Here is a 22935-nt window from a genome sequence, read left to right as displayed (position 1 = left end):
CTCGTTGCTGGTGTCATCCGACGGCAGCCACTTGCCATCGCTGTGCTCCGTCGGTGGCGACCGTCCGCCTCAACGTGAGCGTGTAGTTCTGGTCCAGGGTGGTGTCCCCCGCCCCGTCCCAGGTGACGACGGCAGTCGCCTGCCGTTCGTCGTCGTTGCCGGTGAAGACCTGCCAGTCCTTCAGCTCGCCGAACTTCACCTGGCCCCCCAGGCCGCGAATCGTGGAACCCGGCGCGGTCACCGCGGACGGGTTGTCACCGGCGTACGCCGTGAAGAACGCCTTCGCGTCCTCCTCGGTCGCCTTGGTCAGATCGGCGTCCAGGGCGCCGGCCTCGGGCATGTTGTCCGGCAGCGCGTCCGGGCTGTCCGGCACGTACATCGGCGGTCCGCTGACCACCACGCGCGACGCGGCCCGGGCCACCGGGACCGACAGCCGCACCCACGAGTCCGACGAGGCGGCCCACGCCGCACCACGCTTCACGTAGGAGCGGGTCAACACGCGTACGTCGACCACGGCGGCCACGCCGCTGGAGTCGACCTTCACCTCACCCGGGTACGCCTGGCTGGCCGCCTGCCTGCCCTTGCCGTTCCAGCCCGCGGTGGTGTCCATCCCCGACGCCAGGTCGAGGCCGATCGCCTTCGCCCGGGCGGTGGGGTTGTCCTCGTCCCAGCTGAGATACGAAACGGCGTACCTCGTCGCGACCGCGCGGGCCTCGTCGGACGGGAAGTTGGATTGCCCGGTGACGACGTTCGCCGGGGTGTTGTTCGGCCAGATCCACGAGCGGACCCCGCTGATCGCGGCCAGCAGCAGTACGACGACCACCAGGCCGCGGAAGAACCGCCGGGCCCAGGTGGAGAACGAGGACTCCGGCTCGGTCGACCACGGCGTCTGCCCAGGCTCGAGCACCTCACGACCCTGTCCGGGGGCCGCGCGCGTACCATGCGACGGGCGCTGCTTCAGACGTTCAGGTGACCGGTGCGCCTGGCCGGACGGTTCCGGCGTACGACCGGACGGACGACGAGGCGGAGCCATCACTCCGCCGGCCGGCGGAGGAGTGTGCGGAGCCGAGTATTGGGCTGCTACACCCTGTGCCTGGCGAGGGGTGGGTGACACCGGTCCATCGGGGTGGGCCCACCACTCCGGCGCGGTGCTCTGCGGGCGTCCCTTGCCCGGCTTCTTGGTACGGCGTTGATCCGACCAGTGCTCACCTTTTGGCGGCAGATTCAGCACAGTTCGCCACCAACTCATCGCTACCCGCCCCTCAGACAGCAGTTACGCGGACAGTAGCCGGGACAATACGGCAAGCAACTGCCCTCCGGGAGTCCTTGGACCAGGATCCGGATACACCATCGCTCCCCGCAGCCATACTGTTACCCGCCTCGCGCACAGTGTCACCCTCGCCGGGCAAGCGTGACACCTTCGGTACCGTCGCCATAGCTCCTCTCTCATGCCCGACCCGCGCGATCGGGCAGCGCACACCATGCCACACGCCGCGGACTGTTTCGAATATCCGTGCGAACAACATGGTAAAGAACGCATCAACTGATCACGCATAGTAACCGAATCGTGGGCTGAACCTGTGGAAAACTCTCCCGTGCCGAGGGGTCAAAACCGCTTAACCGGGGCATAGGGTCGGAGCATCCCTGCTAGCCCCTGGAGGACCAGGATGGAAACTCGCCGACTGGGCAGACTCGGACACGACAGCTCGGTGCTGATCTACGGCGCGGCCTCGCTCGGCGCGGTCGACCAGGATCGCGCCGACGCCTCGATCCAGGAAGCCCTCGATGCGGGCATCAATCATTTCGACGTGGCCGCCGACTACGGCGACGCCGAGCTCCGGCTCGGTCCGCGGATGCCGGAGATCCGGGACCGCATCTTCCTCGCCACCAAGACCGGGCGGCGCACGTACGACGAAGCCTGGGCCGAGATCAACCGATCGTTGGAGCGTCTCCAGACCGACTACGTCGACCTGATCCAGATGCACGCGGTGTGCGATCTGGAGAATCTCGACCTGGTCACTGGCACCAAAGGCTCGCTGGAAGCAGCGATTCGGGCCAAGGAAGAAGGTCTGGTCCGGGCCATCGGCATCACCGGTCACACCGCGCAAGCTCCCGCGGTCCACCTCGAGGGTCTGCGCCGCTTCGACTTCGACAGCGTGCTCACGCCGCTCAACTACCGGTTGTCCACAGATCCGCAGTACGCCGCCGACTACGCCGCACTGGTCGAGGCGATCAAGGCCTCCGACGCCGCGCTGATGACGATCAAGATGATTGCCCGGCGCAACTGGCAGGACGGCGAGGAGAAGACGTACGACACCTGGTACCGCCCGTTCGACGAGCAGCGCTACGTCACCGCGGCGACCGCCTGGCTGCTGAACGGGCACCCGGAGATCACTGGCCTGGCGACGGCCGGCGAGACCCGGCTGCTGCAGCAGATGGTGATCGCGGAGCGCGAGCGAGCCGACCTGACGCCAGCGGATGCCGCGTCGATTCTCGAAGAGGTCAAGGACTACCAGTCACCCTTCGTGGACATGCCGATCTGAGCGAACGTGGCCCAGGTCACACCTGCTTTTCCGCATTCCGGTCACCCGCCGGTACGACGTGCCGCCGGTCAAGCGCTTGTCCAAATCCCACCGGTCAAACGCTTGTCCGACCGACGCCGTGCCAGCGGGAACATCGGCGGATGGCTCGATGTTGAAAACCCTGAACTCATCTAACTTCGGAGGTTGTAGTGGCAACGGTCGAGCTGTCCCAGCAGAACTTCGACGAGGTGGTCGGCGGCGACGGTCTCGTCCTGGTGGACTTCTGGGCGGAGTGGTGTGGCCCGTGCAAGATGTTCGGACCGGTGTTCGAGAAGTCGTCCGAGCAGCACACGGACATCACTTTCGGCAAGGTCGACACCGAGGAGCAGGTGGAGCTGGCGCAGGCGTTCCAGATCCGCTCCATCCCGACTTTGATGGCGGTGCGTGACGGCGTGGTCCTGTACTCCCAGCCCGGTGCGCTGCCGGCCGCGGCCCTCGAGGACCTGATCGGCCAGCTCCGCGCCGTCGACATGGACGAGGTACGCGCGCAGATCGCCGCCCACGAGGCCGAGCACGGCACCGAGCCGCACACTCACTGAGCACCAACCGAAAGCCCCCGCACCACGCGGGGGCTTTCGCATCCGCTGACCCTCCCGGATTGGGATGCTTTCCCCGACCACGATCCGTCGAGGGGACCGCATGAGCGATTGGTATATCGAGAACCGGCAGAACCGCGAGCTCGAGGAGCTGCGCGACGAGATGTCGCACGCCATGCGCGAGGCGTCGAACCTGCGCTCCAAGCTCTCCCAGGTGCAAGGCGGACTCGAGTCCAGGCTCTCGCAGCTCGCGGACGCGTTCGACGCCTTCGTCGAGCTCTCCGACATCCGCTACGACCTGATCGGCTTCGCGCCCGCGGCCGAGGTACGACGCCACGCCGGGCAGGTGCTGACCGCGCTGGCGTCAGGCGAGCAACCACCAGGACCCGTGCGTGAGGTAGCCGGTTACTGGCTTCAACCCGCAGTCGATGCTCTGTCTGCAGACGGGCTGTCGGAGGGCCCACTCGCCGAGGCGATGGCACTCGACGAGCGTCGTACGTCGATCTTCCTCAGCCTCGCGCTCGCCGCACTCGGCCGACGGGACTTGGTCCGCACGGAATGGCTGGAGACAGCCTTCGGCACGGTGGCCGCCGACGGAACGCTCACGCGCTTGCAGCGCGCACTATGGACCACCGGCGCTCGCGGCGGCTTCGGCCTGGACGGGCAGAAGCTGTTGCTGGGTCGTATCCAGGAGCCGCTCACGGCCTCGACCAAGAACTGGGTGGAAGTCGTCGAGGGCCGTGCAGCTTCGGTACGACGAACCGGACCGAGCTTCACCGAGGTCGCCGCCCAGACAACCGCCCGGGCACGCCTGAGCCAGCTCAAAACCGCCGTCGAGACGATCGCCGGCGACACCACCGTGCGGGAGCCCGACCGCGACCTGGCCTACGCCGCCGGAGAGCCCACCCCGGACAGTGCCTCGGCCGTGCTGCGCCTGCTGATCTCGGAGGGCAGCGAGCCTGAGCGGGGGTCCTTGGCACGGGTCGCCGAACTGCGGACCCGGATCACCAACAACTCAGAGGCCGCCGCGATCACCGACGATGCCGGAAAAGTCGAGGAGCTGCTGGCCGCGGACCTCCGCCAGACCAACGAGCCGCACCTGGCCGCGACCGCGCTCCGAGTCGTGGCGGACGACGTACTCAAAGACGCCGAGGAGCTCGCGAAGACGGCGGCTGGGCTCAGCCCGACCGAGGTTGCCTACGAAGTGAACCGGCACCGGGTCAAGCTCCTGCCGGAGGGGCCGGAGCCGGCGTCGATGGCCGAGGCCGTCGCGAAGATCAACGCCGCGGCGCCACCGCTGACGCCGCGCGCACTCGCCGGCGCCACGGTGATCACCGCGATCGGCCTCGGGGTCGCGATCGGTCTCGGCATCGTGCACCCGTTCTGGATCGTCGTCGGAGTGGTGATCGTCGCTGTCGGTGCCCACCGCGCCTGGCTGACGCGCACACGGATAACGACCGACCAGGCGGACGCGGCAGCACAGCTCGCCGGACTCCGCGAGAAGACCGCCGAGGCCGCCGCTGAACTGGCGACGTACAAGGCCGACGCGCCCGAGCGTCAGAAGGCGATCACCGCGGACCTGGAAGTCATCCGCAAGTACCTCGCGTGATGGGAGCGGGCCCTGGGCAGGGGACTGAGCCAGGGCCCGCTCACCGGAAGCTGACCGGCGCGGTGGTCAGCGGAGCGGGTTGAAGGGGGCCAGCTCGGCCGGAGCGCGACCGGTGGTGATCGTCTCGGCCAGGAGCTGACCGGTGATCGGGCCGAGCGTGATGCCCCACATGCCGTGGCCGCCGGCCGCGAAGACGCGCGGCGATGCGGTGGCGCCGATCAGCGGCAGGCCGTCCGGCGTGCACGGCCGCGGGCCGACCCACTCGAACGTGCGAGCGTCCAGGTCGGCGTCCCGCAGCAGCGGCCGGGCCGCCTCGACGATCGCGTCGATCCGGCGCGGGTCGAGCTTCGCGTCGGGCTTGCGGAACTCCATCATCCCGGCGACCCGCAGGCGGTCACCCAGCGGCGTGCAGGCGACCCGCTGCGCCGGGAAGTACACCGGTCCGGCCGGCACGTGCGCGATCGGCACGCTGAAGCTGTAACCGCGCCCGGCCTGTACGACGGTCTTGACGCCGTACTGGCGGGCCAGGTCGCCCAGCCAGGCGCCGGTCGCCATCACCACGGCGTCGAACGGGTCGGTCTCGCCGTCACCGGTGACAAGCCGGACGCCGCGGATCTCGTCCACGATGTCCTTGACGTGCACGCCGCTGATGATCTGCCCACCGCGGGCGATCACCGAGTCGGCCAGCAGCTGGACGTACTCGCCGGGGTTGATGAAACGCTGCCCGTGCAGCCGGATCGCGGCGCCGATCTCGTCGGACAGCGAGGGCTCGATCTCGCGGGCGTCGTCACCGCTGATCGCCTCGAACTCGATGCCCTGGCCGGCCGCGTGGATGTGCTCGATCTCCTCGAGCAGCACGCTCCGCTCGGCCTCGGTCCGGTACGCGGCCAGGAACGACTTCGCCTCGTACGTCGTCGCCTCGACACCGGCCTTGGCCAGGAAGTCGAAGGCGGTCAGCGCCTGGCGGTTGATCGGGACCAGCGCCTCCATCGCGGTCTGCCAGCGTCCGGCGGTGCTGTTGCGAGCGAAGCGGGTGAGGAATTTGAGGAGCCGCGGGCTCGCGGTCGGTGGAACGTACACCGGTGAGGAGGGGCTCAGCACCGCACGGACGCCGTACTTGAGGACGGCCGGTTCCGGCAGCGGGGTGGCGAGGCCCGGCGTGAGCCAGCCCGCGTTACCCCAGGACGCGCCCGCGGCGACGCCTTCGCGATCGAGCACGGTGACCTCGACGCCGGCCTCCTGGAGGAACCAGGCGGTGGCGAGTCCGACCATGCCCGCGCCGACGACAGCGACGCGATCGGGAACGATGTGAGCAGAACCAGCAGCGACCATGTATCGATGGTGCGTCCCCGGCGAGCAGCTGTCATGGTGCGATCACACCACTGACGGGACAAATGACTGTGCTCGGAGCACAATAACCCCATGATCACCGCGCCTGACCTGATCGTCGCCGTCGGCCCTGCCCTGTTCGAGGTGGTGGTGCCCGGCAAGGGCGACGGAGAGGTCCGCGACGTCTTCCTGGCCGACCCGCAAGAGCCGGCCACCGGTCAGCCCGGTGACCTCGTGCTCGGCCTCGGTCTACGCGACGCCGAGGACGCCGTTGAGCTGGTGGAGCGCTGTGCCGCCGGCAACGCGTCAGGCGTCGTTCTGCGTACGACGCTCGCGCACGACTCCACGGTGGTCGCAGCAGCCGAGCGGTGGTTGCTCACCCTCGTGGCGCTGCAGCCGAGCGTCACCTGGGCACATGTGGTCTGGCTGCTCCGCGGCGTGATCGACAGAGCCGCCGCACCGGACTCCCCCGCTGCCGGAGACGCCGGAGTCCACCAGGAGCTGTTCGCACTGGCAGATGCCGCTGCAGCGATCGTGGACGCACCGGTGACCATCGAAGACAACCAGTCGCGCGTACTCGCCTACTCCTCCGGGCAGGACTTCACCGACCCCACCCGTGTGTCCACCATCGTCGGTCGTCGAGTCCCTGCCGAGGTGATTGCGCACTTTCGGGCCCGGGGCATCTTCCGGCGGCTGGCCAAGTCCAGTGAGCCCTTCCTGGTGCCTGACGGCCCGAACGGCATCCGGCCGCGTCTCGTGGTACCGGTGCGGGCGGGTGGTGAGTGGCTGGGGTCTATCTGGGCTGTGGTGGACGGTCCGGTCAGCGACGAGGTGACCGCTGAGCTGAGCAACGCCGCGTCGGTGCTGGCGCTGCACCTGCTGCGGCTGCGGGCTCAGGCGGACGTGGCCCGGCGGAGTGCGATCGACAGGCTGCGAACGATCCTGCGGCAGTTCTCCCCCGACAACCCGGTCGACGTACGACTCCCACCGCAGCCATGGCGTGTTGTCGCGCTTGGCTCGCCCGACGGGTACGACGTACCGCAGCAACTCGACCTGTGGGAGTCGACTGGTCGTCGGTACGGCTGGAGCGAGCCGCAGCTCGCAGACCTCGACGGGAACGTGCTGGCGGTCGTCACGGACGCTGACGGCCCAGGCTCGTGGAACTGGTTGCGCAAGCTGGTCACCGAGCAGGCCAAGACCACTCCAGGCACCATCGCCGCGGCAGGTGGTCCCGCACGCGGTCCAGCCGACCTGCCGAGCTCACGCGCCGAAGCAGTCGAGCTTCTAGGCCTGGTACGACGGGGAGTCGCCCAGGGCCCGGCGCTGCGCGTCGAGCAGGCCTGGCATGTGCTGACGGTTCACCGAGCGGTCACGTCGCTGGACACCACCAAGATGGACGGGCCGTTGGCAACGCTGCTGCGGCACGACATCGAGCACGACACCGGGTTCGTGGAAACGTTGCAAGCGTGGCTCGAGTACCCCGGGCAGCCGCAGCGCGCGGCGCGGGAGCTGCATCTGCACACCAACACGTTGCGGCACCGGATGAAGCGGATCGGCGAAATAGCGGAGCTGGATCTGTCGGATCCGCGCGAGCGCCTCGCTCTGCTCTTACAGATTGCTGCGGTGAGAACCGAGCACTGAGATCTTCACCACAGCGCTACGTAACAAGGCTTCATATTCCGGCAACGGATGGGCAACATCCGCCTGATTAAGTCTTCCTCAGAAACACCGAGCAACACCCCAAGGACTGTCCCAGCTTTTCACCAGGAAGCTGGGGCACCGTTCCAGCCTTTCACCAGGAGGCTGGACCGGCCGGTCCGAGCTTTTCACCAGGAAGCTCGGGCTTCTCGTGGGCCCGGCGGTTGTCTGAGCGATCGCCGGGCCCCAAGAGAAATCACGATAGGCGGTTGACGATCCGGCCGTAGAGACCGGGCAGCAGGGCCGCCGCCGGCACGATACGGGGTGCGAGCAACGAGCTGTTGCGGGCCCACAGCAAGGATCCGGTCAGCAGCCGGCACTCCCAGGACACCCGCCGCCAGGCCGCTTCGTAGGCCTCTGGCCGATCCTCCTGCACACACCGCACCAACTCGGCCGACGTCCGCAACGCCACCGCGATCCCCTCCCCGGTCAACGCGTCGACGTATCCGGCCGCATCCCCCACCAGCATCACCCGCCCGGCGACCCTGCCACTGACCCGCTGCCGGAGCGGCCCGGCTCCCATGACAGAAGAAGCAGCCGGCGCTCCACGCAGCCGTTGCCTCAACGCCGGAAACGCCTCGAGGTGGGAGTCAAAGGTCCCGCGCTCCGACGTGAGGATGGCGACGCCCACAAGGTCGTCAGCCACAGGCGTCAAGTAGGCCTCTCCGAGAGATGACCAGTAGACCTCGACCAGGTCCGACCACGGCGCAACCGAAAAGTGCTGCCGCAGGCCGCGCCGGACGGCGCCTGCGGCGCCGGAGGTGGCTGGAGCGGCGAGCCGCGGTGCGGCTGAGCCGCCAGTGCTGCGGTTGCCGGCGCCAGCGTTGAGCCCGAGTTGGCGGCGGATGCCGGAGTGGAGGCCGTCGGCGGCGGCTAGGTAGCGGGCGGTGATGCCGGCGGCGGTGACTGATGACGTGTTTTGGGTGATGGCGCCGACGCGGCGGTCCAGGACCGGCACCTCCAGTTCGGCCAGGCGATCGATCAGCGATGCGTGGAGCGCAGTACGGCGTACTCCAAGACCAGGTCCGGCGTCGAAGCGGGCGTCTACCTGGTGTTGAGCGTCGAGGTATCTGATGCCGTAGAACGGACGGCCCGACAGCCGAACGCCGAGGCGATCCAGATAACCGCAAGCACTGTGCGCGATGCCCTCCCCACACGCCTTGTCGATGGGAGCGGAGCGAGGCTCGACGACCACAACGGACAGCCCGCACAGGGCCGCCCGGATCGCCGTCGCCGCGCCCGCGGGACCCGCACCGGCAACGAGAAGGTCGATCACTCGACCAGCGCGGCCTTCAACGCCGCCTCCTCGGCCCGGATCCGGACCGCCAGCAACGGAATGTTGAGCACTGTGAACACCACCGCGGTGATCCACGCCGTATGAACCAACGGCAACGCGATGCCCTCGGCAACCACCGCGACATAGTTCGGATGCCGCAACCACCGATAGGGGCCACGCGCAACCAGTCGCAGCCCTGGTACGACGATCACCCGCGTGTTCCACTGATGACCCAGCACCGCGATGCACCACCACCGCAAGCCCTGCGACAGCAACACCACCACGAACATCGACCACCCCAGCGCCGGCACGAACGGCCGATGAGCCGCCTCCACCAGACACCCAGCCAGCAACCCCGTGTGCAACACCACCATGAACGGGTAATGCCCGCGGCCAGACTCCACTCCACCCCGAGCGAAACTCCACGACGCGTTCCGCAGCGACACGACCAGCTCGGCGACCCGTTCCAGCCCCACCAGCACTATGAGTACGACGTACATCACCACTCCAGCAGCACAAGCTCGGAACAGAACCCTGGACCCATCGCGAGCAACACTCCCATCCCCGAGGGGTCCAGGCGCAGCGTTTCACCCAGCACATGCAAGACGGACGACGACGACAAGTTGCCCACCGCATCGAGTGACTTCCAGGTCAGGTCCAGCGCGCCAGGCCGCAACGACAGCGTCTCCGCCACCGCCTCGAGCACCTTCGGCCCACCCGGATGACTCACCCACGTCCCGATCTCCGGCACGGTCAGCCCGAAGTCCGACAGGAACCCGCGCACATCCGACCCGAGATACTTCCGCACCACCTCCGGCACATCCGCCCCGAGCACGATCCGGAACCCACCCGACCCGACGTCCCAACCCATCACCCGCTCGGAGTCCGGATACAACCGGCTCCGCGTCGCCACCACCGAAGGCCCCGACGCCGACGGATGCTCCGAGCCGACGAGAACCACCGCCGCCGCGCCGTCCCCGAACAACGCCCCACCGACGAGGTTCGGCAACGACGAGTCGTCCCGCTGCAACGTCAACGAGCACAACTCGACCGACAGAAGTACGGCGACCTGCTTCGGCCAAGCAAGCAAATAGTCGTGCACCCGAGCGATCCCCGCCGCCCCACCCACGCACCCGAGCCCGAAGAGCGGCACCCGCTTGACGTCCTCCCGCAACCCCAGCCGCAACGCCAACCGCGCATCGATCGACGGCGCCGCCACCCCAGTCACGGTGGTGAACATCAGCAAATCGACATCGTCCAGCGTCAACCCGGCGTCCTTCACCGCCCCGGCAACCGCTTCGGCGCCCAGCTCGACCGCCGCCGCGATCCACGCGTCGTTCGCTTCCCCGAAGTCCTTCAGTACGGCGTACTGCTCCAATGGCAAGGCGAGATGCCGGTACGACACTCCCGCATTCGCGTGCAGCCGACGGAGCAACGCCGTACCTCTGCCATCGGGCAAACAGATCGAGGCAAAGGCCTCCGTCAACTCGGATTGCGGATAGCGGTACGGGGGCAACGCGGGCCGGACCGCTGCGATCCGCGTCATCGTGGCATCGTTACGTCGGTGAAGACCGTCAAAGGTCTGGCTCTCGCCTGCCACCCCGGCCCCACCGTTGCCGTCACCGCGCTCGTGACGGCCGTGGCCTGGTCGGCCGGCCGAAGTCCGGCCGGGTGTCTCCTCGTCGCAGCAACGATCCTCACCGGCCACCTCTCGATCGGCTGGAGCAACGACGCGATTGATGCCGCTCGCGACACCATTGTTAACCGCCAGGACAAGCCGGTGGTACGTGGACTGGTGAGTCGCCGCACTCTCGCGATCGGCGCGGCGATCATGCTCGTCGCGACGATCCCCGTCTCGTTGGCCAACGGAACAGCCGCCGGACTGATGCATCTGCTCTTCGTCGCCTGCGCCTGGGCGTACAACCTCGGCCTGAAGTCGACCGCCATCTCCTGGCTCCCGTACGCCGTCGCGTTCGGTGCGCTCCCGTCGTTCGTCACGCTCGGCACCACCCACACCTGGGCGCCTTGGTGGGCCACCGGCGCGACCGCACTACTCGGTGTCGGCGCCCACCTGGCGAACGTCGTACCGGACCTCGCCGACGATCTGGCCACCGGCGTCAGGGGCTGGCCGCAACGACTCGGCGCCGCCGCCCGACTCCTGGCGCCAGTGCCACTTGCGACAGCAACGACCCTGCTCGTCATCGCGCCGCCTGGACCGGCTGGGTTGATCGGCTGGCTGGCGCTCGGCGTAGTCGCCGTATTGCTGGGAATCATCGTGACCTGGAAGAACGCGCCCTTCCTGGTCACCATCGCGGTCGCTGTGGTCAGCGTCGTCGCCTTGATCATCCGCGGTGACGCGCTAGTGCCGTAGCTCTTGCAGCTTGGTCTTCACGCCTTCCTTCAGGACTCCCCAGCGGTCCTCGTCGCCGTGCCACAACGACTTGGCCGTCTTCTGGATCTGGTCCCAGCTCGCGTGCGGCGGAATCGGCGGTACGTCGGGATCGCAGTACACATCGAGCACCGTCGGCCGATCCGCCGTGAGCGCCGCGTCCCACGCCGCACCCAACTCATCACCGTCCCGTACGACGACAGCCGCCAGCCCGACCGACTGCGCGAACGCGGCGTAGTCGACATCAGGCAGCGTCTGCGAGTCCGGGAACTTCGGTGCGCCCTGCAACGATCGCATCTCCCAGGTCACCTGGTTGAGATCGTTGTTGTGCAGTACGGCGATCACCAGCCGCGGGTCGTCCCACTCCTGCCAGTACCGCTTGATCGTGATCAGCTCGGCCAGCCCATTCATCTGCATCGCGCCGTCACCGGAGAAGCCGACAACCGGTTTGCCCGGGTTCCCGATCTTGGCGCCGATCGCGTACGGCACCGCGGACCCCATCGTCGCCAGCGTCCCGGACAGCGAGCCGCGAGTGGTGTCGTTGAACTTCAGCTGCCGCGCGTACCAATCGGCCGCCGAGCCGGAGTCCGCGACCACGATGCAGTTGTCGGGCAGCCGAATGGAGAAGTCGTAGAACAGCCGCTGCGGGTTCACCGGATCCGCGTCCACCTTCGCGGCGCCCGCCATCACGTCCCACCAGTGCCGCACGCTCTCCTCGATCCCGGATCGGAAGGACCGGTCCTCCTTGTGATCCAGGTACGGCGTGAGCGCGCGCAACGTGGTCGCGGCGTCGCCGACGAGGTTCACCTCGTACGGGTACCGCATCCCGATCATGGTCGGATCCGCATCGATCTGCACCGCCCGCGCCTTCCCGAACTCCGGCAGGAACTGCGAATACGGGAAGCTCGAGCCGACAGTCAGCAGCGTGTCGCAGCCCTGCATCAGCTCCCAGCTCGGCCGAGTCCCGAGGAGCCCGATCGATCCGGTCACGTACGGCAGGTGGTCACTCAGCACGTCCTTGCCCAGCAGCGCCTTCGCGACGCCCGCGTTGAGCAGCTCCGCGACGATCTCGAGCTCACGCCGCGCACCGCGCGCTCCCTGGCCGACCAGCATCGCGACCTTCTGACCGCTGTTCAGTACGTCGGCCGCCCGCTGCAGCGACTCTTGGTCCGGCGCGCCCATCGAGGCCGAGAACCCCAGGCTCGACGGGACCATCTTGAACGCGTGCGACGGCGCCTCGTAGTGCAACTCCTGTACGTCGGCCGGCACGATGACCGCTGTCGGCGCCGACCGGGACAGCGCCGTACGGATTGCCCGGTCGAGCACGTTCGGCAACTGCTCGGGCACGTTGACGGTCTCGACGTACTCGCTCGCAACGTCCTTGAACAGCGAGTGCAGGTCGACCTCCTGCTGGTACGAGCCGCCCATCGCGGATCGGCTCGTCTGGCCCACGATGGCGACCACCGGGACGTGGTCGAGCTTGGCGTCGTACAAACCGTTCAGCAGGTGGATCGCGCCCGGGCCGGAGGTCGCCGTACAGACGCCGACGCGACCGGTGAACTTCGCGTAGCCGACCGCCTGGAACGCGGCCATCTCCTCGTGCCGGGCCTGGACGAAGCGCGGGCCTTCCTTGGCCCGGGTCCAGGCGGCGAGTATCCCGTTGATGCCGTCGCCCGGGTAACCGAAGACGGTGTCCACCTGCCAGTCCCGCAACCGCTGCAACAGGTAGTCGCCGACCGTCGTCGCCATGATCAACCTCCGAGGGTGGGATACCTCTCGGGTGCCCGCTCGATCGGGGTTTATGCGGCGTCAGGCTTGAGTGGGGCTGTGTCTAAACGTCTCCCACCCCACCGCCCCGGTCGCTGCCGAGGATGGCCGCCGTCAGCGCCTCGGCGGGCTCCTTCGCGGCGCGAGGGTTGGTGATCAGGACGAGATCGATCGCCGGGAGCTCCGGCAGACCGGCACTCGGCGGAAGCTCGACCAGGTCGACGGGCATCAGCGACCGGGTGAAGATGGCGACGCCCAGCCCGGCCCGGACCGCCGCGAGTACGCCGTTCACGCCGCGGACGATGCAGGTGATCCGGCTCGACCGGCCCGCCTGCTCCAGCGTCTGGACGCCGAGCGACCGGCTCAGACTCGGAGCTTGGTACGCGATCAGCGGCACCGGGCCGTCCGGCGCGATCCGGGTGCCGGCGATCCCGGCCCAGACGAGCGGATCCCGCCGTACCAGCCGTCCATTCGGCTCGTAGCCGCCGCCGGCGCTGTGCTTCACGTAGGCGAGATCCAGGTGACCGGACTCCACCCGGCGGAGCAGGTTGGGGCTCTGGGCAACCGTCAGCTCGAGATCGATCCGCGGGTAGAGCTGCCGGAAGTCGCGCAGGATCCGCGGCAGCGGCGTGAGCGCGAGATCGTCGGTGACGCCGAACCGCAACCGCCCCCGCAGCTGGGATCCGGTGAAGTAGCCGACCGCTTCCTCGTGCGCGGCCAGGATGGTCCGGGCGAACCCGGCCATCGCCTCGCCGTCCGCGGTCAGCGTCACCGTCCGCGTGTCGCGCAGGAACAGCGGCCGCCCGACAGCCGCCTCGAGTTTGCGGACATGCTGGCTCACCGTCGGCTGCCGGATGCCCAGGCGTTCCGCCGCCTGGGTAAAGCTGAGTGACTGGGCCACCGCCAGGAACGTGCGCAGCTGGTCCGGGTCGTACATCGATGCACCTCCCATTACGCGACGCAATAAGACTAATAGGAGTAATTCGCTGTCGGAATTCAGTACCGAACAGTGAGGATGGAGGTGTCCTCCCCTGATCAGTCCACTCGTGTAGGGATCACTCTTGACCACCCGGGCCACCGGTACTGTCCCATCCGTCCCCGACTTCCACACCCACCGCAGTACGACGACCCCGCCCACCGACCGCAGGCCCGGCTTCCGGGACACCTTCAGCGCTCTGCAGGTCCGCAACTTCCGCCTCCTGGTCAGCGGACTGCTGGTCAGTTCGACCGGCGGCTGGGTCCAGCGCATCGCCCAGGACTGGCTGGTCCTCACCCTGACCGGCAGCGCCACCGCGGTAGGCATCACCACCGCCCTGCAGTTCCTCCCCACCCTCCTGCTCGGTCTGTACGGCGGTGTGATCGCCGACCGGTTCCCGAAGCGGAAGGTCCTCCTGGTCACCCAGTCGACGATGGGCACCGCGGCCGGCATCCTCGCCGTACTCGCGTTCACCGGTCAGGTCCAGGTCTGGCAGGTGTACACACTCGCGCTGTTCCTCGGTCTGGCGACCGCTGTCGACAATCCGACCCGGCAGTCGTTCGTGCCCGAACTGGTCGGCAAGGAGCGGGTCCGCAACGCGATCAGCATGGTCTCGTCGACGTTCCAGCTGGGCAGCATGATCGGCCCCGCGCTCGGCGGTGCGCTGCTGGGCACGATCGGCACCGCCTGGGCGTTCGCGCTCAACTCGGCGACCTTCTTCGTCTCCATCTCGGCGCTGCTGATGATGCGTGAGTCCGAGATGCCGGGTCTGCATGCGGCGCGGCGGGCGAGCGCCGGGATGCGGATCCGCGACGGGCTGCGCGACGGCGTGCGATACGCGTTCCACGAGCCGGCCGTGCGCTGGGCGATCGCGCTGGTCGGGATCTACGGCATGTTCACGATCAGCCTGCCGGTGGCGCTGACCGCGTTCGCCGACCGGGTCTTCCACACCGGCGCTTCGGGGTACGGCGTACTGAACTCGGTGGTGGCGGTGGGTGCGCTGGCCGGCGCGCTGCTGTCCGCGCGCCGGGTCCGGACGCCGCGGTTGCGGAACCTGGTCGGCATCGCGTCGATCCTGGCGGTGACCGAGATCGTGGCCGCGATCCAGCCGTCGCTGTGGACCTTCATCCCACTGCTGTCCGCGATGGGCATGGCAACGCTGATGTTCCTCACCGCGGCACAGTCGATGGTCCAGCTGACCACGCCGGACGGGCTCCGCGGGCGGGTGTCGGGGATCTACAACCTGGTCTTCATCGGGGGTGGCGCGATCGGCGGACCGCTGGTCGGCTTCATCGCCCAGCACTGGGGCGCCCGCAACAGCCTGCTCCTCGCCGGCCTGATCCCCGCCGTCGCAACCGTCGCGATCGGCCTCCGCCTCCGCCGCGACGGTCGCTTCCGCGTCGTCGTCGTCCGCACCCGCTCCCCCTGGCACCAGCCGCCCGTACGCCTCAACCTCGAGCAAGCCCCCATCCAGCTGTCGGCGCCAACGGCCCGCCCGGCGTCACGCCCGAACCGGCCCTTCGTCCTGGGCCGCCGCCAGCACCAACGCACCGCCCCTCACACCCGCCCCCTCCGCCCTCGCCGCCGCCCCCAACACCACTGAGTCCGGTGCCCCGAAGGTGGCCAGCCACCTTCGGGGCATCTCAGCTCAAATCCCTCACGGGGCGTTGCAGTACCTACGGGGCATTGATGGCGCCGACCGGCGGGACCTTGACGGTCCGGTGGTGCGTGGTGCCGCCGAGGACCACCTTGCGCAGCGACACGTTGTTCTTCGTGCTGGCCTCGTAGAGCCGCTTCTCCGGGTTGGCCACAACCTGGATGTAGTACGTGCCGTTCGGCAGGTCCGTCACGTCGAACGACTGGCCGGGCAACGACTGGACGTACGTGTCACCGGAGCCCACGTCGAGCACCTCACGAACGGACAGCGAGCTGTGGTTGCCGCAGGCCGTGTGCAGGTCGGTGTTGGACGGGTGCCAGTTGGCGTTCTTCACTGTGTAGTCGATCGCGTCCGTCGCGGCCAGGCAGAACGCCTCCTTCTGGCTGCGGACGACCTCGGACTGCTTCGCGTTCAGCAGGCTGTAGCGCGCGAAGTCGGTGAAGTGCCAGTGCGTGTGACCCTCGCGCGGATCCCACTCCATCGTGCCGGTCTTCTGGTACCCGACCTGCTTGCCCTTGGCATCGTAGAAGTACTGGTACGCATCCATCAGGTCCTTGCCGTGCTGCCGGAATCCATCCAGCACCAGCGGCGACGGGCCCGCGTTCCATACGTTCGCCGAGAACTGCAGGAAGTCCCGCTGCGCGTTCGGCGTACCTTCGTCACCTGGCGCGACCGAGATCTGCCACGCGGGCAGCGGCCGCAGGTCCGGCTTCGGCCCATTCGGCACACTCGGCTTCCCGGTCGGGCGCTTCGCGTTGGGCTTCGGGGCAGCAGCGGCCTTGGCGGTCTTGCCTGCGATGCACCCGTCGTCGTGCCCGCCGCCGCACGAGTCCCCCTTCTTGACTGTCAGGTTCAGCGTGACGCTCGAGTCGTAGGCGCCGATCTTGAAGTAGTCCCGATACGCCTTGTTCACCGTGACTTTCGCCTTGTACTTGCCGACAGCAAGCTTGGCCGGCTGGGAGTTGTCCCAGTCGAACGTGTTCACCGACCAGCCGGCCTGCAACCCCCAGACCGCGCCGACCATGAACGGGTTGACCGGGCAACCTTCCGGGTACGGCGAAGTGTCCGGCGCGTCCGGCCGAGTCCTCGAGCCCTCCCCGTTCAGGCACACGGTCTGATCCCGGTCGACGACCTTCTTGCCCTTGGCATCGGTGATCGTGACGTGCAGGAACTTCTTCATTCCGGAGAAGTCGGTCGCCGGCAACGTGCCCTTCGGCTTCCCGTTGACATACCGCGTCGCAACCACCGGATCCTTGTACGACGCCCGCGTCGCCCGCACCTCGATCGGTGACTTCCCGGCCACCAGGTGCGTACCGAGATCCAGGTCGACGCCGTAGTCCTCGATACTCTCCAGTGTCACGTCATTGCTTCCGGAAACTAACTTCAGCGCCGATGACGTCGTACCCGACGATGCCGCGGACGCGCCCAAGCCGGCCAGCGTGACGAGCCCGGCCGCGCCCGCGACGGCGATCGCCGAGCGAACGACCTTTCGTGACGTAGCGATGATGATCCCCTCCCTCAACAAGGCCGGCTGTCCTCACGGGCCGGTCCTTCTGTGGAGTACGACGCCGCGCCTGCGAACCGAAGTTGATCTCGGTTCTGTCGCAGTCCTGTCACAGCGAGTCGAGCGCCTGGATACTTGACGATGTAAATTAACCCGCTCTAGGCTCGGCCGGGTCCGCTCTCTCCCCGGTCGCCCCCGGAGGAAAACATCGTGTTCAGCATCAAACGCCGTACCCCAGCCGTCCTGGCCGCTGTCGCTCTGGTGTCGACAGCAGCCGCGATCGCGCCGGCCGACGCAGCGCAGCTCACATCGACTCAGACCGCCGTGACCCGGAAAGCGCCCGTACCGGCGAAGTATCCGCAGGTTGCCGCCAAGCCGTACATGGGCTGGAGCAGCTGGAGCCTGCAGTCAACCAACTACCCGGGCGTGAATCCCGACGGCCCCGGCAGCTTCATCAGCGAGAAGAACGTCCTCACCCAGGCGCAGGCGATGGCGGCGAAGCTCAAGCCGTACGGCTACGAGTACGTCAACATCGACGCCGGCTGGCAGCTCGGCGGTGACGAGTACGGCCGCCCGGTCGCGAACGCCACGCGGTTCCCGCGCGGGATGAAGGCAGTCGGCGACGACATCCACAAGCTCGGCCTGAAGTTCGGCATCTACACCGTGGTCGGCCTCGGCTTCGACGTCTACCGGGACGGCAACACCCCGATCTACGACGCGCCCGGCTGCTTCACCCGCGACATCGTCTACCCGGATCTCCGGACGACGAACGGCTGGGATCAGGCCTACAAGATCAACTACGCGAGTCCGTGCGCGCAGAAGTACGCCGACTCGATCGCCCGGGTTTTTGCGGACTGGGGTGTCGACTTCGTCAAGATGGACGGCGTCGGCCCCGGCTCGTGGAAGGGCGCGCCGGACGACCCGAACCACAACAACACCGAGGACATCGAGGCGTGGTGGCGCGCCGTCCAGAACTCGGGCCGCCCGATGATGTACACGCTGTCGTGGTCGCTCAGCCACCGGTACGCCGACGTGTGGAAGCAGAACTCGAACGGCTGGCGGATCGACACCGACGTGGAGTGCTACTGCGACACCATCGTCCGCTGGGACAGCTCGGTGAAGCAGCGCTGGTGGGACCTGCCGCAGTGGATCGACGACGCCGGCCCGGGCCACTGGAACAACCTGGACGCGATCAACGTCGGCGTCGGCGAGATGGACGGCCTGAACGAGGCCGAGCGGCAGAGCTACATGACGTTCTGGGCGATCAACGCCGCACCGCTGTTCGCTGGTGACGACCTGACCAAGCTGGACGCGTACGGCCTCAAGCTGCTGACCAACCGCGAGGTCATCGCCATCAACCAGTCCGGCAATCCCGCCCGCCCGCTGAACCAGGACCAGCTGCAGCAGGTCTGGTACGCCAAGAACGCCGACGGCAGCGTCACGGTCGGCCTCTTCAACCTGGCCGAGACCCCTGCCACCGTGACCGGGAACTTCGACCAGCTCGGCATCACCGGCAAGGCAACGGTCCGCGACATCTGGGCGGATCAGAACACTCGCGACGTCTCCGGCCAGGTCAGTGCGGAGCTGCCGGCGCACGGATCGAAGCTCTACAAGATCACGCCGGACAAGCTCAGCACTCCGACCAAGCCGGCCGACCTGACCGCGACCGACGTCAGCCGTACGACGGTCAGCCTGCAATGGCAGCCGAGCACGGGCGCATCGTCGTACCAGGTCTTTGCCAATGGCAAGCAAGTGGCGGCCACCTCGAGCGCAAGTGCCGTGGTGACCGGGCTGTTGCCGCAGACGCAGTACACGTTCACCGTGAAGGGTGTTGCAAACAGAACGTCCGAGGCGAGCGCGCCGGTCACCATGTTCACCTCGAAATCTGGCGGACCAGTGCGGTACGAGGCGGAGGCGTCGAGCAGCACGCTGACCGGGAACGCGAGCATCTCCGGCTGCACCTTCTGCTCGGGCGGCGCGAAGATCGGCAACATCGGCGGTGACGCGACTGTGACGCTGAACAACATCACTGTGCCGGCGACTGGCACCTACCTGGTGAAAATCGCCTACACCGACGGCGACACCAGCCGGCAGAGCATGCTCACGGTCAACGGCACCGACACCTACTGGGTCAACTATCACGGGCTCGGCGACAACGACTGGGGTACGCCGCAGGTGACCTACCTCCCGATGAAGCTCTCCGCCGGAGCCAACTCGATCAAGGTCCACAACCCCACCGGCTACATCGCCGACATCGACTGGATCACGGTGTAACTGACTGCGGGGCCGGCCTTTCCCCAGGGCCGGCCCCGTGCCTTTACTGGATCCATGAACGATTACCCGGCTCCCCTCGTCCCGCCCGGCGGCACTGCTCCGGTCCCGCGCCGGATCCGCGCGACGCTCGACGGCCGCGTCGTACTGGACACGCAGGACGCGATCTATCTGTGGGAGTTCCCGCCGTATCCGCAGTACTACGTTCCGCTCGGTGACGTGGCGGACGGCGTACTCACGGACACGGGTGAGACCAAGGAGTTCGAGCACGGTGTCGCGCGGGTGCACACCGCGGGCTCGGGCCGGGCCTGGGTGTACGACGACGGGGTCGCGGCCGGGTTGGTGCGGTTCCAGTGGGACGCGCTCGACAGCTGGTTCGAGGAGGACGAGGAGGTGTTCGTCCACCCGCGCAGCCCCTACGCCCGCTGCGACGCAGTCCGCTCCGGCCGGCACGTCAAGGTCGAGGTGAACGGCAAGGTCCTGGCCGAATCCAGCTCCACCGTCATCGTCTTCGAAACTGGCCTGCCGCCGCGCTACTACTTCCCGCGCACCGAGGTGAACTTCGACAACCTCACGCCGAGCGACACCCGCACATCCTGCCCGTACAAGGGCCGCACCACGGCCTACTGGTCCGTCGATGGCCGCGACGTCGGCTGGTCCTACGACTTCCCGACCGCAGCCCTCCTACCGGTCGCCGGCCTGGTCGGCTTCTTCGACGAACGCGTCGACATCACCCTCGACGGCGTACCCCAAGACCGCCCAGTCACCCCGTTCTCCTAGATGGCTGAGGTGACGCCGCCGTCCATGGTGATGATGGCGCCGGTGACGTAGCTGGCTAGCGGGGAGGCGAGGAAGACGGCGACGTTGGCGACCTCGTCGGGTTCGCCTGCGCGGCCGAGTGGGATCTCGGCGACCATCTCCTGCAGCAGCTCTTCCTTCGGCCGGCCGCTGGCGCGGACTGCTGCCTCGAGGCCTTCGTTGACGCGCGCGGTCCGGGTCATGCCGGGGTTGATCACGTTGACCCGCACACCCTGACCGGCGTATGCCTTGGCGTAGCCGACCGACGCCAGCATCAGCGCCGCGTTGGCTGCGCCGCCGCCGATGTGCAGCGGGTTCGCCGCGCGTCCGCCCTGGCCGACCACGTTCACCACCGCGCCGCTGCCACGCTCGGCCATGCCGCGGATGACCGACTCGGTCGCGTGCATGTAGGTGAAGTACTTCGCCTCCATCGCCGCGTGCAGCGCCTTGCTGTCCAGCTCGTCCACCGGCGTACGACGGGCCGCGCCCGCGCAGTTGATCAGGATGTCCGGTACGCCGATCCGCTCGAACGCCGCCTTGGTCGCGTCAGCGTCGGTCAGGTCGACCGCCTCGACGTCGTAGCTCAGCCCCTTGGCCGCCAGCTCCTCCTGCGCCTTCGCGAGATTGCCGGGATCACGGGAGATTCCGGTCACCTTCGCGCCCTCCCACGCCAGCGCCTCCGCACAGGCGAGACCGATTCCCTTGCTCGCACCGGTGACCACCGCGGTCTTCCCGGACAGTTGCAGATCCACGTGACTCCTCAGAGTTTGGCGTCGTACTCGTCGCGCGCGGTGGCGATCTCGTCCATGTGGTCGTATGCCCAGGTACGCATCGTCGCGACCGCCGCAGCCAGGCTCAGGCCGAGCGGTGTCAGGGTATAGCTGACCGTCACCGGCACAGTAGGAACAACATCACGCTGGACAATCCCGTCGCGTTCCAGGTGCCGCAGGGTCTGGGTGAGCATCTTCTGCGTGATGCCCTCGATGATCGACGTCAGCCGGCCGTGGCGCAGGGTCCCATGCTTCTCGAGCGTGCTGATCACGAGCATCGTCCAGGTGTCGCCGATCCGGCCGAGCACCTGACGCGTCGGGCAGGCGCCCTTGGTGGCGTCCCACCTGCCTCTGACCTGGTCGGTATCCATTCGGTGCCTAGCGCAGTAATTAGTGCTGTCTTCCGCAGCGCCACGACTGGTTCGTAGCGTCGTTGCCGAGTCTAGGTGAAGGAGCAAGAAGGCAATGAGAGCAATCGTTCCGGTGGACAGCGGCAAGGTCGCGCTGGCAGAAGTCAAAGAGCCGGCCGGCGACCTACTCATCGAGGTCGCGGCCTTCTCGATCAACCGCGGCGAGACCTTCCAGCTGGAGCAGCCACGCGAAGGCTGGCGCCCAGGCAAGGACATCGCCGGCCGCGTGATCGAGTCGACCGACGACGACCTGCCGATCGGATCCCGGATAGTCGCGCATCTGCCGCACTCCGGCTGGGCCGAGCGTGTCACCGCGCCCGCCACGCAGGTCGCCGTACTGCCGGACAACATCTCGTTCACCCAGGCCGCCGCGCTTCCGCTGGCCGGGCTGACCGCGTTGCGATTGCTGCGTACGGCGGGCAGCGTGATCGGACGGCGGATCCTGCTGACCGGCGCCTCCGGCGGAGTCGGCCACTACTTCACCGAGCTCGCGGCAGCAGCCGGCGCATCCGTCACCGCCGTGGTCTCCTCCCCCGCCCGCGGCGACCGGCTGCTCGAACTCGGCGCCGAGACCCTCGTGTACGACGTCTCGGACGCGCGCGGCCCCTTCGACCTCGTACTCGAATCCGTCGGCGGCGCGAGCCTGCCGATTGCACTGTCGAAACTCGTTGCCGGCGGCCAACTGATCTGGTTCGGCGAAGCGAGCAGGCAGCCGGTCGAGCTGGACTTCTTCAGCCTCTTCGACGGCCCGGAGAACGCGATCATCAAGCACTTCCACTACACCGACGGCCGCGACGACCAGGACCTGGCGACGCTGGTCCGCCTGGTCGCATCCGGCCGGCTGCACCCCGAGATCGGCCGCGTCGAGGACTGGTCGCAGACGGCTGCCGTACTCGACGACCTACGCAACCGTCGCATTCGCGGCAACGCCGTACTGACTCTGCAGGAGGAGACACCACCGATGGATCCAAAGACAGTTGTGACCAGGTACGTCGAGGCGGCGGCTGCCGGCGATCGGCAGACGATGCGGGACAGCTTCGCGCCGGATGTGGTGTGGACGTACCCGGGCGAACTCCCGTTGTCCGGCGAATGGAAGGGACGGGATGCGGTCCTCGACGACTTTCTCGGTGCCGCGGGCAACCTGTTCGCACCGGGCACGCGGGTGACGATCACGCTGACCAACGTCCTCGCCGACGGGGAGCAGGTGTTCGCCGAGTGGACCTCTCAGGCGACGGCGCGAGCCGGTGGTGCCTATGACAACAAATGTGCGGCGGTCTTCACTGTGTCCGGCGACCGGATCGTCGCGGTCCGGGAGTACACGGACACCGACCACACCCGGCGGGTGCTGTTCGGGTAGATGCCC

Annotated in this window: 19 protein-coding genes; 9 read left to right on the top strand and 10 right to left on the bottom strand. The window is 67.9% G+C overall.

Annotated elements, in window-relative coordinates:
- Nucleotides 1-13 precede the first annotated feature (13 nt).
- A complete protein-coding gene (locus EV646_RS37135; RefSeq protein ID WP_158291118.1) occupies nt 14-907 on the bottom strand; it encodes a conjugal transfer protein in 894 nt (297 codons plus the stop codon).
- A 760-nt stretch (nt 908-1667) separates the two neighbouring features.
- Between EV646_RS37135 and EV646_RS37130 the strand changes: the two genes are divergently transcribed.
- From EV646_RS37130 to EV646_RS37120, 3 genes are all read left to right on the top strand, one after another.
- The gene (locus EV646_RS37130; RefSeq protein WP_132157239.1) at nt 1668-2543 is read left to right on the top strand and encodes an aldo/keto reductase; all 876 of its coding nucleotides are present in this window, start codon (nt 1668-1670) and stop codon (nt 2541-2543) included.
- Between the two features lie 188 nt (nt 2544-2731).
- Nucleotides 2732-3121 (top strand): thioredoxin, encoded by a 390-nt coding sequence (gene trxA, locus EV646_RS37125; RefSeq protein WP_132157237.1) that lies wholly within the window; start codon nt 2732-2734, stop codon nt 3119-3121.
- Between the two features lie 100 nt (nt 3122-3221).
- Nucleotides 3222-4727, top strand: a complete 1506-nt coding sequence (locus EV646_RS37120) for a hypothetical protein (protein ID WP_132157235.1) — start codon at nt 3222-3224, stop codon at nt 4725-4727.
- Between the two features lie 66 nt (nt 4728-4793).
- Here EV646_RS37120 and EV646_RS37115 read toward each other — a convergent pair whose 3' ends face one another.
- A complete protein-coding gene (locus tag EV646_RS37115; protein ID WP_132157233.1) occupies nt 4794-6059 on the bottom strand; it encodes an NAD(P)/FAD-dependent oxidoreductase in 1266 nt (421 codons plus the stop codon).
- Nucleotides 6060-6149: 90 nt separating this feature from the next.
- On the opposite strand from EV646_RS37115, the gene EV646_RS37110 reads away from it, so the two are divergent.
- Nucleotides 6150-7697 carry a helix-turn-helix domain-containing protein gene (locus EV646_RS37110; protein WP_132157231.1) on the top strand — a complete coding sequence of 516 codons (1548 nt, stop codon included), beginning with the start codon at nt 6150-6152 and terminating at the stop codon, nt 7695-7697.
- A gap of 253 nt (nt 7698-7950) precedes the next feature.
- Here EV646_RS37110 and EV646_RS37105 read toward each other — a convergent pair whose 3' ends face one another.
- Genes EV646_RS37105 through EV646_RS37095 form a run of 3 tightly spaced genes read right to left on the bottom strand, consistent with a single transcriptional unit; the run spans nt 7951 to nt 10576 of the window.
- Nucleotides 7951-9030: an NAD(P)/FAD-dependent oxidoreductase gene (locus tag EV646_RS37105; protein ID WP_132157229.1), complete on the bottom strand. Its 1080-nt coding sequence runs from the start codon at nt 9028-9030 to the stop codon at nt 7951-7953.
- Complete coding sequence (locus EV646_RS37100) at nt 9027-9530, bottom strand: isoprenylcysteine carboxyl methyltransferase family protein (protein ID WP_199237451.1); 504 nt, start codon at nt 9528-9530, stop codon at nt 9027-9029. Before EV646_RS37100 ends, EV646_RS37105 begins: the two co-directional genes overlap by 4 nt.
- Nucleotides 9530-10576 carry a type III polyketide synthase gene (locus tag EV646_RS37095; protein ID WP_132157225.1) on the bottom strand — a complete coding sequence of 349 codons (1047 nt, stop codon included), beginning with the start codon at nt 10574-10576 and terminating at the stop codon, nt 9530-9532. The genes EV646_RS37100 and EV646_RS37095 overlap by 1 nt, the downstream gene beginning before the upstream one ends.
- 18 nt (nt 10577-10594) lie before the next feature.
- Here EV646_RS37095 and EV646_RS37090 point away from each other — a divergent pair, with 18 nt between their 5' ends.
- Nucleotides 10595-11401, top strand: coding sequence for a UbiA family prenyltransferase (locus EV646_RS37090; RefSeq protein ID WP_241996577.1), 807 nt, complete (start codon nt 10595-10597; stop codon nt 11399-11401).
- On the opposite strand, the gene EV646_RS37085 is transcribed toward EV646_RS37090, so the two are convergent.
- Together EV646_RS37085 and EV646_RS37080 are read right to left on the bottom strand one after the other, a co-directional pair.
- Complete coding sequence (locus EV646_RS37085) at nt 11390-13168, bottom strand: thiamine pyrophosphate-requiring protein (RefSeq protein WP_132157223.1); 1779 nt, start codon at nt 13166-13168, stop codon at nt 11390-11392. The genes EV646_RS37090 and EV646_RS37085 overlap by 12 nt on opposite strands.
- A gap of 82 nt (nt 13169-13250) precedes the next feature.
- Complete coding sequence (locus EV646_RS37080; protein WP_132157221.1) at nt 13251-14123, bottom strand: LysR substrate-binding domain-containing protein; 873 nt, start codon at nt 14121-14123, stop codon at nt 13251-13253.
- A gap of 124 nt (nt 14124-14247) precedes the next feature.
- On the opposite strand from EV646_RS37080, the gene EV646_RS37075 reads away from it, so the two are divergent.
- Entirely contained in the window at nt 14248-15765 is a 1518-nt protein-coding gene (locus EV646_RS37075; RefSeq protein ID WP_132157219.1) for an MFS transporter, read from the top strand.
- Between the two features lie 73 nt (nt 15766-15838).
- On the opposite strand, the gene EV646_RS37070 is transcribed toward EV646_RS37075, so the two are convergent.
- A complete protein-coding gene (locus EV646_RS37070; protein WP_241996576.1) occupies nt 15839-17341 on the bottom strand; it encodes a lysyl oxidase family protein in 1503 nt (500 codons plus the stop codon).
- A gap of 192 nt (nt 17342-17533) precedes the next feature.
- Between EV646_RS37070 and EV646_RS37065 the strand changes: the two genes are divergently transcribed.
- Nucleotides 17534-19597, top strand: a complete 2064-nt coding sequence (locus tag EV646_RS37065) for a fibronectin type III domain-containing protein (RefSeq protein WP_241996575.1) — start codon at nt 17534-17536, stop codon at nt 19595-19597.
- A 54-nt stretch (nt 19598-19651) separates the two neighbouring features.
- On the top strand, nt 19652-20374 hold the full coding sequence (locus tag EV646_RS37060) for a DUF427 domain-containing protein (protein WP_132157215.1): 723 nt from the start codon (nt 19652-19654) through the stop codon (nt 20372-20374).
- Here the strand turns inward: EV646_RS37060 and EV646_RS37055 are convergent.
- Both EV646_RS37055 and EV646_RS37050 read right to left on the bottom strand, forming a co-directional pair.
- The gene (locus EV646_RS37055) at nt 20371-21144 is read right to left on the bottom strand and encodes an SDR family NAD(P)-dependent oxidoreductase (RefSeq protein WP_132157213.1); all 774 of its coding nucleotides are present in this window, start codon (nt 21142-21144) and stop codon (nt 20371-20373) included. The two genes, EV646_RS37060 and EV646_RS37055, sit on opposite strands and share 4 nt — an antisense overlap.
- A gap of 8 nt (nt 21145-21152) precedes the next feature.
- Nucleotides 21153-21533 (bottom strand): winged helix-turn-helix transcriptional regulator, encoded by a 381-nt coding sequence (locus tag EV646_RS37050; RefSeq protein ID WP_132157211.1) that lies wholly within the window; start codon nt 21531-21533, stop codon nt 21153-21155.
- Nucleotides 21534-21627: 94 nt separating this feature from the next.
- Between EV646_RS37050 and EV646_RS37045 the strand changes: the two genes are divergently transcribed.
- Nucleotides 21628-22929: a nuclear transport factor 2 family protein gene (locus EV646_RS37045; RefSeq protein ID WP_132157206.1), complete on the top strand. Its 1302-nt coding sequence runs from the start codon at nt 21628-21630 to the stop codon at nt 22927-22929.
- Nucleotides 22930-22935 lie beyond the last annotated feature (6 nt).

The sequence above is a fragment of the Kribbella antiqua genome (assembly GCF_004345665.1).
In the GTDB taxonomy this organism is placed as follows: Bacteria; Actinomycetota; Actinomycetes; order Propionibacteriales; family Kribbellaceae; genus Kribbella; species Kribbella antiqua.
This window is presented reverse-complemented; position numbering and strand designations above follow the sequence as displayed.